This window comes from Arthrobacter pascens, assembly GCF_017052465.1.
GTDB lineage: Bacteria > Actinomycetota > Actinomycetes > Actinomycetales > Micrococcaceae > Arthrobacter > Arthrobacter pascens.
In genome coordinates, this window is sequence record NZ_JAFHKT010000106.1 from 1 (window position 1) to 12,852 (window position 12,852).

Here is a 12,852-nt window from a genome sequence, read left to right on the forward strand (position 1 = left end):
AACTTACCCGGTTCCAAGACCCAAAGCAAATCAACGTTTCCGCGACCCGCCCCGCCATCAAAACCAGCCCCACCCGCAACCGGCACGCCAAACAAGCGAACCATTCACAGGCTGTTCAGAAGGGGATTTGGCCGCCTCCGGTAACCAGCTTCCCGCCGGCCCCCTCTCGGCGACTTAGAAAACAATACACCCACCCAACCCCCACCGCAAACCCACCCCGAACTGGCCTGTGGTGCGGCTAAAAACCGCGTGATTCCGCGGAACCGCAGGGGGATCTGATGACAAAACCGGGGGTCGGCGTCGTAATTCCGTTCTGTGTGGTGCGTCACGCGCAACCTAGCGCGGGATGCGCCGTGCGGAAACGCAAAAAAGGGCCGGCAACCAAACGGTTGCCGGCCCTTTTCAAGCAGCTGGAATCAGCGGTGCTGAATTACCAGGAAGACTTGGTGATGCCCGGGAGCTCACCACGGTGAGCCATGTCGCGGAAACGAACACGGGAGATACCAAACTTCTGGAAGGTACCGCGGGGACGGCCGTCGATGATGTCGCGGTTACGCAGACGGATCGGGGAGGCGTTGCGGGGCAGCTTCTGCAGGCCGAGGCGTGCAGCTTCGCGTGCTTCATCCGTCGCGTTGGGGTCAACCAGGGTCTTCTTCAGCTCGAGGCGCTTTGCGGCGTAACGCTCAACGATGACCTTGCGCTGCTCGTTACGAGCAATCTTGGACTTCTTAGCCATGTTTAGCGCTCCTCTCGGAATTCGACGTGCTGGCGGATCTTGGGGTCGTACTTCTTCAGGACCAGGCGGTCCGGGTCGTTACGACGGTTCTTCCGGGTGACGTAGGTGTAACCCGTGCCCGCGGTCGACTTGAGCTTGATGATCGGACGTACGTCCTTGTCCTTAGCCACTAGAGCTTCACCCCTCGTGCAAGAATGCTGGCAACGACTGCGTCGATACCGCGTACGTCGATGGTCTTAATGCCCTTTGCAGAGACCTGCAGGGTGACATTGCGGCGCAGGGACGGAACCCAGTAGCGCTTCTTCTGAATGTTCGGGTCGAACCGGCGCTTGTTGCGGCGGTGCGAGTGCGAAATGCTGTGTCCAAAGCCCGGCTCGGCTCCGGTCACCTGGCAGTGTGCTGCCATGACGACTCTCCTCTGAAAAATGATTGAAACGGCTGGCAGCGTTCTGCGTCACCGTGCGGCAGGCGGCGTCCGCATCCAGTCCCCATGCTTTTCGTCTTTCCGCAGGCATAAATTCTTCGGCAAGTCCGGGAATCCGTGCTGCGGCGAAATACGATGGGCCGCGGGCACCGGGCAATGGAAGCCACTGCGAAGTGCCGGGATGCTGGGCGAATACAGGAATGCACGCAACTTGAGCCCCTAACTACCGGCCTGCGGGACTGTTATTACTGCATACAGCCGCCGCCAACCGGAGCAATTGCACACGCTCCGCGCCACCTAGCGCCTACCAAGTCTACGAGACGTGCGAATTAAAGGCTAATCCGGCGGCGCAAACCTCAGAGGCGGGTGAGTTGCGGGTACTTCGGCTGGAGTCCGTCGCCTGAGGATTTTCCGGTGACGCGCCGGACAACCCAGGGCGCGGCGAACTCGCGGAACCATTGCGCATTCGCGCGAAGGGCTTCGACCCCTCTGAGCTCGGGCACCGGAGTCATGGGCGGAACGTCGATGGAGTGGTCATGCTCAAGCACGGTGAGGACGCGCTTGGCCATGTTGGCGTGCCCGGCTGAAGACATGTGCATGCGGTCCTTAGCCCACATGCCCCAGTCGTAATACTCGTTGAAGCGCCAATAGTCCACCAGCAGCGCTCCGTGGTCTCCGGCGATGCCGCGCACGAGTTCGTTGTAGATGGCAGTGCGGCCGCGCATGGTGCCGAACACCTTTGAGCCGCGGGCGTCGAAACCGGTGAACATCACCACCGTGGCGCCGGTCGCCCTGAGTTTGCGGATCCCGGCGTCGTACTCCTCGAGCAGGTTGTCGATGTCGACCTTGGGCCGGAGGATGTCATTGGCGCCGGCGTAGATGCTCACCAACGTGGGTTGCAGTTCGACGGCGGCATCCACCTGCTCTGCCAGAATCTGGCGTAGCTTCTTGCCACGGATGGCGAGGTTCGCGTAGCCAAACCCCGGATCGGCTGCACCCAGTTGCTCGGCAACCCGGTCTGCCCAGCCGCGGACGCCATTGGGGCGGGCGGGGTCGTCGTCACCGACGCCTTCCGTGAAGGAGTCTCCCAAGGCTACGAAGCGGGACATGAAATCCATGGGTCCAGTCTGCCAGCAGTTGCCGCGAGCAACCAAGGCGCGCCTGATCGTGGTGGCCGCTCCGGGGGCTACCGCCGGCGGCTACTTCCTGGGTGGCTGTTCGCGGAGGATCCAGTGGTTACTGTCCAAGCGAGCCACGATCTTTTCCCCGATGCGCGCAAGGTCCGTGACGTCTTGCTCGGTCAGGGCGTCAAGGAACAGGGAGCGGACTGATTCCACGTGACCCGGAGCCAGGCCCACAATCGTCTTCATGCCCCGCTCCGTCAGGTGCGCGGTGGTCACACGTGCATCGCCCGGGTGCGGCCGGCGTTCCACCCATCCGCGGCTTTGGAGTTTGGTGACCACGTGCGAAAGCCTGGAGAGTGACGAACTGGTCCGGGCGGCCAATTCACTCATGGGCAGGAAGCGCCCCTCGGCCTCGGAGAGCATCGCCAGAACGTTGTAGTCGAACAGCGACAACTTGCCGGCCGTGTGCAACTGGGTATCCAGGGCCGCCGGCAGCATGGTGTTAATGCTCAGCTGGGCGAGCCAGGCCCGGCGTTCATCGGCGTTGAGCCAGCGCGGTTCGGTCATGGCTCCATCCTAGGAGAAAAGAAGATTGACGGTTCAAGCGGCGCACCTTCCCGGGTAGGGAATCCGGGAGAAACGGTAGGCTGGCGGGCATGTACGTAGTTTCCCTGACATACAAGGTCGCCCAAGATATCGTGGATTACCACCTGGACGCCCACGTCGCCTGGCTCAAGGACGCCTTCGACGAGGGCGTATTCATGGCCGCCGGCAGGAAGGTCCCCCGCACCGGCGGCCTGCTGCTGTCGAAAGCCGACCGGCATACGCTGGACGCTTCCCTCGCGCAAGACCCGTTCTACGTCAACGGTGTGGCCGAGTTCGAAGTCATGGAATTCGCTGCGACCCGCGTGGCTCCGGGTTTTGAGAACCTGCTGGACCAGCCTGGGCCGCCGAACTAGCCGACTCAGCGCTCGGCCTGTTCGATCAGCTTCTTCAGGCCGCCCTTGCGGGGCACTTTCACAGGATCGGGCCAGCGCGGACTGAGGTTGTCTCCCAGCGTCACACCACGGAGTTTCCGTCCGAACAGCGGGAGCACCCAGTCGTTCACCCAGCGTCGTTGCCGTCTCTCCCAGTCGCGGAGCGTCATTCTCGACGGGGGTTCCCACTCCTTGAGGCTGATCTTGTGCGGCACGCCGAGGTGGTCCAGGACCTGGGCGGCCACATATTTGTGGCCGGCCTTGGACATGTGCAGGCGGTCCGCGTCCCACATCCGGCGGTCCTGCAGGGCATCGAAGCACCAATAGTCCACCAACACGGCCCCGTATTTGGCAGCAAGTTCCCGCACCCGTTCGTTATAAGCGGCGTTTCTCTTTTTCAGCGGCTCCAGCAGTGCGGACACCCTGATGTCGAATCCGGTGAACAGCACCAGGGTGGCACCGGTTCCGGCAAGCGTCGCCACGAGCGCCTCGTACTGGGCCATGAGCACGTCCATGTCCGTCCCGAAGTCCAGGATGTCGTTGCCGCCGGCATACAGCGTAATGAGTGTCGGTTCCAGGGCCAGCGCCGGTTCCAGCTGTTCGGCGATGACGTGGCGCAGCCGTTTGCTCCTGATCGCCAGGTTGGCGTACTCCCAGCCCGCCTCCGCCTTGGCGAGCCTCTCCGCCACGCGGTCGGCCCAGCCCCGCACACCGTTGGGCAGATGCTTGCTCCGATCCCCCACCCCCTCGGTGAACGAATCACCCAAGGCCACATATCGCCGTCGCCCATGCCGATCCGGAAGCAAAGGATAAGAACCCATCCGCACAAGGTACCCGCCCGGAGAAACGCGGAGGGAAACCGCAGGTGAACGCCAACGCTCCCTCAGATCCCGCAGCACCTCACCCAACGCTCCCTCACTCACACCCACCAAAAGTGAGGGAGCGTCAGGCAACACACCCACCAAAAGTGAGGGAGCGTCGGGGTTAGAGTTCGGCCTTCCCCTGCCGCCAGTACCCCATGAAGGCAACCTGCTTCCGGTCGATGCCAACGTCCCGGACCAGGTAGCGCCGCAGGTCCTTGATGACGCCGGCTTCGCCCGCCATCCAGGCATAGAAGGGCATGGCACCCGCGGGAACGGCCGGGTTCTTGGTGGCTCCGATCGCTGCCGTATCCATGCGCGCCGGCGTCTCCCACAGGATGTCCTGGTCGACGTTGACGTCCTCCGGCTCCGGGCCTGCCGCCGCGTCGGTGGACTTGATGCCCACCCAGCCCGGCACCGGGACGGCGGCGCGGACAGCTTCCTGGAGCAGTTGGCCGTGCGGACGCGAGCGTCCGATCGCGGCACCGCGGGCGAGCCAGGTGATGTCGACGTCGGCTTTTGTCTGGAGATCGAGGAAGTCACCGGCCTCCGGGACTTCCAGGAACGCGTGCCCGGTCATGTACTCCGGAAGGCTTTCCAGGATGGCGCTGATGGCCGGAACGGCCGTCTCGTCACCCGCCAAGAGGACGCGCTGTGCCAGGCCAGGACGCCACTCAATGCCCGAGTAGATCTCCGCCGTCACGCAGTGCGCGGCCCGGTTGTTCGGCCCGATGATGGTCAGGGCATCGCCCGGGCGGGCATTGAGCGCCCAGTTGGCCGCTGGGCCGCCATGACCGGCAGCATCGAAGTGCATCACGAAGTCGACGTCGATCTCGGGGTACACGGCGTCGAGCCGGGCCTGCCGCACGGTGTAGGTGCGCATGGAGCCACGGATCGCCGGATCCATGGCGAGCCACTCCTTGTACCAGCCGGTGTTTTCCATGTGGAAAGGCGGCAGCTCAAGCTGAGTGCCGTCGTCGGCCAGGGAAGGGATCACGAGCTTGATGCGCAGGTCCATGGTCCTGCCGTGCACGCCAAAGTCCCGCAGCGAGTAGCCACCGAATGTGATGCGGCGGAAGTTGGCGCCGAGCTCCTGGACGGCGCTGACCGTGACGTCGAAGGCGAGCGTCATCGGCTCGGTGGCGAACTGCGGCATGGCCCCGGACCTTTCTCGCGGCGTGGCCTTCGTGGCTGTTCCTGCCGGGCCGTTGACTGAGCTCATGAGACCAACTCCAGGGTTGTGGTTGCGGCTTTTGGGGCAGCGTGGTGGCGGCCGATCGGGATGATCAGCGGAGTGCCGGACACGGGGTCCGGCAGCACGCGGGATTCCAGCCCGAAAACGTCCAGGACGAGCTCCTCGGTGATCACATCGGCAGCTCCTCCCTCGGCGACGATCCGGCCGCCCTTGAGGGCAATGACGTGGTCCGCGTACCGGGCCGCGAGGTTGAGGTCGTGCAGCACGATGGCCACCGTGGTGCCGCGCTGCCGGTTGAGGTCGGTCACAAGGTCCAGCACCTCCACCTGGTGCGCGAGGTCCAGGTACGTGGTGGGCTCATCGAGCAGAAGCACGTCCGTTTCCTGCGCCAATGCCATGGCGATCCACACGCGCTGGCGCTGCCCGCCGGACAGCTCGTCGACGTTCCGCCCGGCGAGGTCCAGCGTTTCGGTGATTTCCAGCGCGCGCTGCACCGCGGCGTCGTCCTTCTCTGACCAGCTGCGGAAGAGGCCCTGGTGCGGGTACCGGCCACGGCCCACCAGGTCCCGGACGGTGATGCCGTCGGGGGCGGTGGGGTGCTGCGGCAGCAGACCCAGGGTGCGCGCCAGTTCGCGTGCGGGGACGGAATGGATGTCCTTGCCGTCGAGGGTGACCGTTCCGCCGGCGGGTTTGAGCAGCCGGGACAGCCCCCGAAGGAGCGTGGACTTGCCGCAGGCGTTGGCGCCCACGATCATGGTCACCCGGCCCTCCGGGATCTCTGCGGTGAGCCCCTCCACGACGCGCCGCTGGTCGTACTGCAGCGTCAGGTCCTTCGCTTTGAGAACAGCCATGTCAGGCATCCTTTCGGTTGGCGGTGACGAGAAGCCAGAGCAGGAAGGGGGCGCCCAGGGCGCCGGTGACCACACCGACCGGCAGCACCGTGCCGTCCAGCAGCAGCGGGGCGATGTTGGCGGCGAAGTAGTCGGCGGCCAGGACGATCAGCGCACCCACCAGGGCCGACGCCGGGAGGCTGGCTTTGCCGGCGAAGCGGCGGGCAATGGGGCCGGCCAGGAAGGCGACGAAGGCCACCGGCCCTGCTGCCGCCGTCGCCACCGCTGCCAGCGCGACGGCGGTGAGCACCACGCCCAGCCGGGTGCGGTGCACGCGGATGCCGAGTCCGGCGGCGGTGTCATCGCCGAGTTCGATGATGCGCAGCGGTCCGGCCAGGACCGCGACCGCGGGCACGAGGATCAGGAGGGCCGCCGCCAGCACGCCGGCACGGTCCCAGCTCGCGGCGTTGAGTGAGCCGTTGAGCCAGACGAGGGCATCGGCCGCGGTGCGGATGTCCGTGCGGGTCAGCAGGAAGTTCACCAGCGCGCCGAGTGCCGAGGCAATCCCGACGCCCGCGAGGATGAGCCGGTTGCCGGCGGCGCTGCCGGTTCCCGCGCCGGCTCCCGCACGCAGCGTGCCGCTGCGGGAGATGCCGTAGACCACTGCCGCCACGCCCAGGGCACCGCCCAGGGCCGCGCCCGAAACGGCGGCACCGGAGGCCCCGAATACGACGATGGCCGTGACGGCGGCGGCGCTGGCACCGTAGCTGATGCCGATGACGTCGGGGCTGGCCAGCGGGTTGCGGAGCATGGTCTGGAACAGGCCGCCGGACAGTCCAAAGGCGAGCCCGATCATGGTGCCGATGACCGCCCGCGGCAGTTTGCTCTCCATCACGATGAAGCTGGCACCCGGAATCTTCTCGCCACCGGCGAAGTGCGCGGTGAGGATCCGGAAGAAGTCCGGGATGGTGACCGTGTAGCTGCCGAGCAGGATGCCCGCGGCGAAGAGGATCACGACGGCGGCGCCCAAGATCGCTGTCCGGTTCAGCAGCGTCCGGCGCAGGAACGATGCGCGAGCGGGCAGATAATGCCCTGTTTTCGCGGTTTTGAGGGCATTATCTGCCCGTTCGCGCTGGGGGTGAGGGGCCTCAAGTGTCCGTTCGCGCTGGCCTGTTGGTGCGGGGTTCGTGCTCACAGTCCGGCCCCCTTGCCGCGGCGGACCAGCCACACGAAGACCGGGGCGCCCACGAGGGCCGTCATGATGCCTGCGGGAACCTCGCCCGGGAGCAGCACCACACGCCCGATGACATCGGACACAAGCAGCAGGGCCGGGGCGAGCACCAGGGAGAAAGGAAGGATCCAGCGGTAGTCCGGCCCGGTCAGCAAACGGACCGCGTGCGGAATGACGAGCCCGACGAACGCGATCGGACCGGCGAGTGCTGTGGCGGATCCGCAGAGCAGCACGATGCCCAGCGCCGTCACCGAACGTGACAGGCCCACCCGCTGGCCGAGTCCCCGGGCAAGGTCGTCGCCGAGGGCCAGGCTGTTCAGGATGCGCCCGGTGCAGAGCACGATCAGCGCCCCCGCGGCGAGGAACGGCAGGCCGGGGAGGATCACGGACCAGTCGCGCCCGGCGATCCCGCCCACCTGCCAGAACCGGAAGCGGTCCAGGGTGTCCTGGCTGGATACCAGGATGACGTTCATCAGCGAGTACAGGCCCGCGCTCAGGGCGGCGCCCGCCAGGGCGAGCTTGACCGGCGTCGCACCGTCCCTGCCCATGGACGCAATCAGGTACACCACGACGGCGGCGGCCGCGGCGCCGCCGAATGCGAACCAGATGTACCCGCTCAGGGAGGAGACGCCGAAGAGGTAGATTCCCGTGACCACGGCCAGGGCGGCGCCGGCGTTCACGCCGATGATGCCGGGATCAGCCAGCGGGTTGCGGGTCACACCCTGCATGGCGGCGCCCGCCATGCCCAGCGCCCCGCCGGCCAGCAGACCCATGACGGTGCGCGGGATGCGGGCGTGGATAACGGCGTGATCGCCGTCGGCCGGATCGAACTGCGTGAGCGCCTGCCAGACCGTGGCCAGGGAAAGGCCCCGCGCGCCCACGGCCAGCGACACGGCACAGGCAAGGACAAGTACGACGACGGCGGCGGCCAGCCAGGCGATCCGCCCGGCCGGCGCGCTCCCCCGCCACGGAGCGCGAACGGGCACTTGTGGCCCTTCCGTCTCGGCCGCAGGGGCCCCAAGTGTCCGTTCGCGCTGGGCGGGGGGCACCGTCGTCGTACGTGGTGTCATGGCTGGTTACTGGACCGCGTCGGCAGCTTTGCCCAGCTGCGGGAGGAACGTGTCCAGCGACCACGGCAGGCTCAGCGGGGAGGCGGCCGAGATCGAGAGGGTCAGCGTGTTGTCCGAATCGGCTACGAGGGCCCCGTCCTTGATGGCAGGGATCTGGCCGAGCAGCGGGTCCTTCTTGATGGCGTCGGTGGTTTTGGCATCCGGGACCCAGGTCACGAAGATGTCGGAATCCAGCTCGTTGGCCTTCTCAGCCGACCACTCCAGGAAGAACTCCTTGGAACCCTTTGACTTCTCCTCCACAACCGGCGCCAGCTGCATGCCAATGGAGGACAGGAACCGCGGGCGGTTGTCGTTGGCGGTGTAGACGTTGACGCCGTCGCCCTTTGCGGGCTCCAGGTTGCCGTAGATAAAGGTCTTGCCCGCGAGCTGCGGGTACTTGGCAGCCTTCTCCTTGATGGTGGCCTCGGTGTCGGAGATCAGCTTCGCTGCCTCGGCTTCCTTGCCGAGTGCCTTGCCGATGATGCTGGTGGAGTCCTGCCAGGAGGTGCCATAGGCGACATCGGGGTGGGCCACGACGGGGGCGATCTCGCTGAGCTTCTTGTAGTCCTCTGCGGTCAGGCCTGAGTAGGCACCGAGAATGACATCGGGGTTGAGCTTGGCGATCTCCGTGAAGTTGATGCCGTCCGCCTCGGAGTACTGGGCGGGGGCCTTGTCTGAGCCGAAGCCGGCGCCGAGCTTCTCGAGAGCGGCGTCCTTCCAGGGAGTGGAGCCCTTGTCGTTGCCGCCCCACTCGTTCTTCGGGATACCGACGGGGACCACGTCCAGGGCAATGGCCACATCGTCATTGACCCAGGACACGGTGGCGACGCGCTTGGGCTGCTCCTTGATGGTGGTCTCACCGAAGGCGTGCTTGATGGTGACCGGGAACTGCGTGCTGGAGGACTCGGCGGCGGACGAGGCCGAGGTTGAAGCGGCCGGGCCGGTGGAGCAGCCGGTCAGCGCAAGGGCTGCGGCAGCCGCCACTGCGGTTGCCTTGCCGGCGGTCTTGAGCAGGGCGCGGCGGGTGGTTCCTGCGCCGGGCAGACGGCCGGAGCCGGAGAAGAGGGGGGAAGTCACGGAACTCCTTAGATCAATGAAGCGAACGTGAGTAAGGCTAGCCTATCCTCGCTCCAATTAAGAAAGCTTCGTGTCACGTAATTACCTGCGTGACGCAAACGCAGGGGGTCCGCTTCCGCCCGTTAGCCCGTCACAGTTTGAGGGTGCCCCGGACGATGCTCACGCTCGAATGCGCGGGATCGCCGTCGAGGGGTTCGTCGGACACGTCCACGATGGGATAAGCGGACAGATCCAGCCCGGCCGGAACCTCAAAACGTCCCGAGGATGAGTTCATGATGCCCAGGCTGACAAGCCGGGAGAGGTCCGGGGCAATCAGCCACACTTCCTGGTAGCCCTTTGCCTCGGTCTTGTTGAGTTCCACCTCGATAGTGCGCGAGCCGTCCCTTGATTCGGTGACCTTGGCGGATCCTGTGGCCGAGTACTGAGCCAGCGGTGCGAGTTCAGCCTCGGCCAGCGGAGGAGCCGGCCGGCCAACAGACAAGGCGATTCCGGCGGCGACCACGAGTGCGGCGGCGGCTGCAAGCCAGACCATGGGCCGACGGAGCCACGTCACGTTGCTCGAACGTGTCCGGGACGGGACAGGGGCAGCAGGCTTCGCGGTCTCGGCGGGCTCGGCAGTCCCGGTTACGGCGGGAGCTGACGTCAACGGATCTCGCGCCACTGCCTCGGAAAGGCCCAGTTCGCGGTGGATGGCTGTCCAGACGTTCGCGCCAGGCGGTTCCAGCACGCTGCTGTCCGGCGTAGTCCTGACGGCGCTGACCGCCCGGCGAAGGGCCGCGTATTCCGCTGCGCATTCGGGGCAGGAACGGAGGTGTTCCATGGTCTGTTCGTCGCCCAGGGGCTCGTTCAGGGCGAGCAGGCTCAGAATTTCCGGGTCAGGATGCTGCATGGTCTACCTCCAATCTGCTTCTCAGGTGGGACAGGCTTCGACGAATGTGGCTCTTGACGGTACCAAGAGGCAGGTTCAGTTTTTGCGAAATCTGGTGGTGGGTCAGGTCCTCATAGAAGGCGAGCCTCATGATGGACCCCTGCGGCTCCCCCAGCCGCTCAAGCTCGCCGTCGAGCAGCAGCCGGTCCGCCAAGACTTCGGCCTGACCCGCGCCCGTATCCTGCTCACCGTCCGGCCGGACCTCGGCGGCGGCCATGACTTTGCGGGTTTCTCTGGCGGAGGCCGCCAGCGCGTCGGTGATGGCGTTCCTGGTTATTCCCACAATCCACGCCGGCAGCCTTGCCTTGTGCGGATCGAAGGTGGACCGTGACCGCCAGACACGGATAAACACTTCCTGGGTAACGTCGTCTGCCGCGGCGCGGTCCCGCAGGGAGCGGAGCGCAAGAGTGTGCACCAGAGGCGAAAACTGCCGGTAGGCCTCAGCCAGGGCCTTTTCATTTCCGGCGGCGAAGGATTCATTGAGCGCCGCGTCCCAGACAGGCGGTGCGGCCTCCGCTCTGCGGGGAGAAGGGGCTCCGGGGCCCTCTTCAGCTGGTTGCGCAGCTCCCGCGGAAGACGGGTCAGGAAGTGCCAAATTGGACTCCTTCCCGCCCTCGTCGGCAAGGATGAAAGCTACGTTGCGGCTCACGCAAGTACCGCTGTGACTATCACATTGTCGCTGTAGTCGAGTTTCTCGTCCAGCCATCGGCCGCCGCAGGTGACCAGCTTTAGCTCGTGCGGACCGTCACGCCGGAACAGGGCAGCACCATCGAATTTGTCCTTGGCCATCAGGTCCACCGAGACAACCCGGAAGTGAAGCGGCGGGGCGCCCTCGCGTCCCACAGTGATCCGGGTACCCGCGGAAAGAGACTTCAGCTGCGAAAAAGGGGCCAGATCGGATGTTGTGTCCACGTGTGCCGCCACTACCGCTGTTCCTGCCGTGGCGCCGGGGGCCGCTCCGTGGCGGTACCAGCCCGCCTCATCGAAGGCTTCCGGGATCTCCATGGCGCCGTTCGGCGTCACGCTCACTTCCACAATGTCCATGCTGATGGTTGTGCCTGCGACTCTCAGGAAGCGCGGGGCGGGGTCCGCCGGGACCGCTTTGGGCAGCGACGCCTGCCGAAGCGGAATCTCTGTCCTAGGCGGGGGAACGGGGGCGCTCGTGCGCGCAGGAGAAGGTGAAGCCAAGCGAGGTGCTGCTGCGTCGGCCTTAGCGGCTTGCGTGGTTCCCGTGGCAAGCGTCGATGCCGGCACGGCTGGGGTTTCCGGCACTGCGGAGGATGACGCGCAGCCCGCCAGGAAAGAGGCTCCCATAAGGAGGGCGACTGCGGCAGTCAGTGCCCGCAGTCCGGCACTTCCCAGACGTGGCGGAAGCACCAGGGGCTCCCGGGGCCCGTTCGCCGTCGTCGCGCTTTTCATGTCCCTCCGTCCGTGGTCAGGTTTCGGGTTTCGTTGAGGTGGGACAGGAAGGCCGGGCGCCCCGGCTTGAGGACGGCCGGCGCCCGGAGTCTTCCTGTCCGTTGAGACGGGAGTTACTTGGCCCTGCGGAACGCCACCTTGCGGGGGGCAGCAATGCCGCCCAGAAGGAGTGCCAGGCCGGCGGCACCGAAGCCGATGGTGGCTGCGGCCTGGCCTGTGCCGTCGTCAGCGGCGCCCGAGCGTCCGCCCGGAACAGAACCCGGAGCTGAATGCAGGCCGTCAATGGTCTGCACAGCGAGCTGCAGGTTCTTGTCCGCCAGGCTGCCCCAGGCGTAGACGATGGTGTGGGTGCCTTCCTTGACGGTGACATCGGCCGGGCCGATCACAGGCTGGGTTGTTCCGGCTGCTGCCACGGCGGCCGGGACGGTGCCGGGATCCAGGGTGAGGGTCTTCTCCTTGGGGTTCGAGAGGTTGGAGATCACGGCCGAGCCGCCGGCCAGGACGTCCACGGCGGGCGCTGCAGCCGTGTGACGGACAGTCAGTTTGCCCTTGCCTGCTGCTATCTGGGAGACATCATTGGTGAAGAGATTGGCAGTAGGTTTGCCGTCCGCTCCAAGGTTGGCCACCGCGGTGTAGTTTCCTCTAGCGGCCAGCTTGACCGTGACCGGCCCGATCACGGGGGCCGAGGCATCTGCGGCGTCAGCCGCAGTGATGGCGATGTCATAGCTGCCAGCCGGAAGAGCCAGCGGGCCGGCCAGGGTGCTGGGCGCGAAATCGTCCAGGGTGCGCTCGCCATTGACCCAGACGTCAACCGTCAGGCCCGGAACTCCGTGCAGCACGGAAAGCTGGGCGTCCCCTTCAGCGGCGTGGGCAGGGCCGGCGAAAGCGAGCGCTGCGGCCATTGCCAGTGCGCCTGTTGCGAAAATGCTGGTGTGCATGGTC

At 66.1% G+C, this 12,852-nt stretch carries 16 protein-coding genes; 1 reads left to right on the forward strand and 15 read right to left on the reverse strand.

The features are described 5' to 3' along the window. Positions 1-430: 430 nt before the first annotated feature. From rpsN to JYA52_RS02750, 5 genes are all read right to left on the reverse strand, one after another. On the reverse strand, positions 431-736 hold the full coding sequence (gene rpsN / locus JYA52_RS02730) for a 30S ribosomal protein S14 (RefSeq protein ID WP_003798555.1): 306 nt from the start codon (positions 734-736) through the stop codon (positions 431-433). Positions 737-738: 2 nt separating this feature from the next. Then, entirely contained in the window at positions 739-906 is a 168-nt protein-coding gene (rpmG, locus tag JYA52_RS02735; protein WP_003798558.1) for a 50S ribosomal protein L33, read from the reverse strand. After that, complete coding sequence (gene rpmB / locus JYA52_RS02740; protein WP_124090838.1) at positions 906-1,142, reverse strand: 50S ribosomal protein L28; 237 nt, start codon at positions 1,140-1,142, stop codon at positions 906-908. The genes rpmG and rpmB overlap by 1 nt, the downstream gene beginning before the upstream one ends. Positions 1,143-1,516: 374 nt before the next feature. Continuing rightward, entirely contained in the window at positions 1,517-2,278 is a 762-nt protein-coding gene (locus tag JYA52_RS02745; RefSeq protein WP_205651619.1) for an SGNH/GDSL hydrolase family protein, read from the reverse strand. 81 nt (positions 2,279-2,359) lie between these two features. Continuing rightward, positions 2,360-2,851, reverse strand: a complete 492-nt coding sequence (locus JYA52_RS02750) for a MarR family winged helix-turn-helix transcriptional regulator (RefSeq protein ID WP_205651620.1) — start codon at positions 2,849-2,851, stop codon at positions 2,360-2,362. Between the two features lie 89 nt (positions 2,852-2,940). On the opposite strand from JYA52_RS02750, the gene JYA52_RS02755 reads away from it, so the two are divergent. Continuing rightward, positions 2,941-3,243 (forward strand): YciI family protein, encoded by a 303-nt coding sequence (locus JYA52_RS02755; protein ID WP_205651621.1) that lies wholly within the window; start codon positions 2,941-2,943, stop codon positions 3,241-3,243. Between the two features lie 5 nt (positions 3,244-3,248). Here the strand turns inward: JYA52_RS02755 and JYA52_RS02760 are convergent, their stop codons facing one another. The 10 genes from JYA52_RS02760 to JYA52_RS02805 form a co-directional block, all read right to left on the reverse strand. Further along, complete coding sequence (locus tag JYA52_RS02760; protein WP_205651622.1) at positions 3,249-4,082, reverse strand: SGNH/GDSL hydrolase family protein; 834 nt, start codon at positions 4,080-4,082, stop codon at positions 3,249-3,251. A 163-nt stretch (positions 4,083-4,245) separates the two neighbouring features. Next, entirely contained in the window at positions 4,246-5,253 is a 1,008-nt protein-coding gene (locus tag JYA52_RS02765) for a siderophore-interacting protein (RefSeq protein WP_205651664.1), read from the reverse strand. An 86-nt stretch (positions 5,254-5,339) separates the two neighbouring features. Next, positions 5,340-6,167 carry an ABC transporter ATP-binding protein gene (locus JYA52_RS02770; RefSeq protein WP_205651623.1) on the reverse strand — a complete coding sequence of 276 codons (828 nt, stop codon included), beginning with the start codon at positions 6,165-6,167 and terminating at the stop codon, positions 5,340-5,342. A gap of 1 nt (position 6,168) precedes the next feature. Next, positions 6,169-7,230, reverse strand: coding sequence for a FecCD family ABC transporter permease (locus JYA52_RS02775; protein WP_372433711.1), 1,062 nt, complete (start codon positions 7,228-7,230; stop codon positions 6,169-6,171). A gap of 107 nt (positions 7,231-7,337) precedes the next feature. Continuing rightward, positions 7,338-8,447 carry a FecCD family ABC transporter permease gene (locus tag JYA52_RS02780; protein ID WP_205651625.1) on the reverse strand — a complete coding sequence of 370 codons (1,110 nt, stop codon included), beginning with the start codon at positions 8,445-8,447 and terminating at the stop codon, positions 7,338-7,340. 6 nt (positions 8,448-8,453) lie between these two features. After that, positions 8,454-9,563, reverse strand: coding sequence for an iron-siderophore ABC transporter substrate-binding protein (locus JYA52_RS02785; protein WP_205651626.1), 1,110 nt, complete (start codon positions 9,561-9,563; stop codon positions 8,454-8,456). Positions 9,564-9,693: 130 nt separating this feature from the next. Next, the gene (locus JYA52_RS02790; protein WP_205651627.1) at positions 9,694-10,452 is read right to left on the reverse strand and encodes an anti-sigma factor; all 759 of its coding nucleotides are present in this window, start codon (positions 10,450-10,452) and stop codon (positions 9,694-9,696) included. Further along, positions 10,439-11,140 carry an RNA polymerase sigma factor gene (locus tag JYA52_RS02795; protein ID WP_307869288.1) on the reverse strand — a complete coding sequence of 234 codons (702 nt, stop codon included), beginning with the start codon at positions 11,138-11,140 and terminating at the stop codon, positions 10,439-10,441. Before JYA52_RS02795 ends, JYA52_RS02790 begins: the two co-directional genes overlap by 14 nt. Further along, positions 11,137-11,535 carry a class F sortase gene (locus tag JYA52_RS22350; protein ID WP_240459887.1) on the reverse strand — a complete coding sequence of 133 codons (399 nt, stop codon included), beginning with the start codon at positions 11,533-11,535 and terminating at the stop codon, positions 11,137-11,139. Before JYA52_RS22350 ends, JYA52_RS02795 begins: the two co-directional genes overlap by 4 nt. Before the next feature lie 488 nt (positions 11,536-12,023). Beyond that, positions 12,024-12,848, reverse strand: a complete 825-nt coding sequence (locus JYA52_RS02805; RefSeq protein ID WP_205651629.1) for a DUF4397 domain-containing protein — start codon at positions 12,846-12,848, stop codon at positions 12,024-12,026. Between the last annotated feature and the right edge of the window lie 4 nt (positions 12,849-12,852).

Bases quoted from the DNA above. Each gene is read 5' to 3' on its own strand.
- rpsN (WP_003798555.1), bottom strand. From the start codon at position 736: ATGGCTAAGAAGTCCAAGATTGCTCGTAACGAGCAGCGCAAGGTCATC.
- rpmB (WP_124090838.1), bottom strand. From the start codon at position 1,142: ATGGCAGCACACTGCCAGGTGACCGGAGCCGAGCCGGGCTTTGGACAC.
- JYA52_RS02745 (WP_205651619.1), bottom strand. From the start codon at position 2,278: ATGGATTTCATGTCCCGCTTCGTAGCCTTGGGAGACTCCTTCACGGAA.
- JYA52_RS02750 (WP_205651620.1), bottom strand. From the start codon at position 2,851: ATGACCGAACCGCGCTGGCTCAACGCCGATGAACGCCGGGCCTGGCTC.
- JYA52_RS02755 (WP_205651621.1), top strand. From the start codon at position 2,941: ATGTACGTAGTTTCCCTGACATACAAGGTCGCCCAAGATATCGTGGAT.
- JYA52_RS02760 (WP_205651622.1), bottom strand. From the start codon at position 4,082: ATGGGTTCTTATCCTTTGCTTCCGGATCGGCATGGGCGACGGCGATAT.
- JYA52_RS02765 (WP_205651664.1), bottom strand. From the start codon at position 5,253: ATGACGCTCGCCTTCGACGTCACGGTCAGCGCCGTCCAGGAGCTCGGC.
- JYA52_RS02770 (WP_205651623.1), bottom strand. From the start codon at position 6,167: ATGGCTGTTCTCAAAGCGAAGGACCTGACGCTGCAGTACGACCAGCGG.
- JYA52_RS02780 (WP_205651625.1), bottom strand. From the start codon at position 8,447: ATGACACCACGTACGACGACGGTGCCCCCCGCCCAGCGCGAACGGACA.
- JYA52_RS02790 (WP_205651627.1), bottom strand. From the start codon at position 10,452: ATGCAGCATCCTGACCCGGAAATTCTGAGCCTGCTCGCCCTGAACGAG.
- JYA52_RS22350 (WP_240459887.1), bottom strand. From the start codon at position 11,535: ATGGACATTGTGGAAGTGAGCGTGACGCCGAACGGCGCCATGGAGATC.
- JYA52_RS02805 (WP_205651629.1), bottom strand. From the start codon at position 12,848: ATGCACACCAGCATTTTCGCAACAGGCGCACTGGCAATGGCCGCAGCG.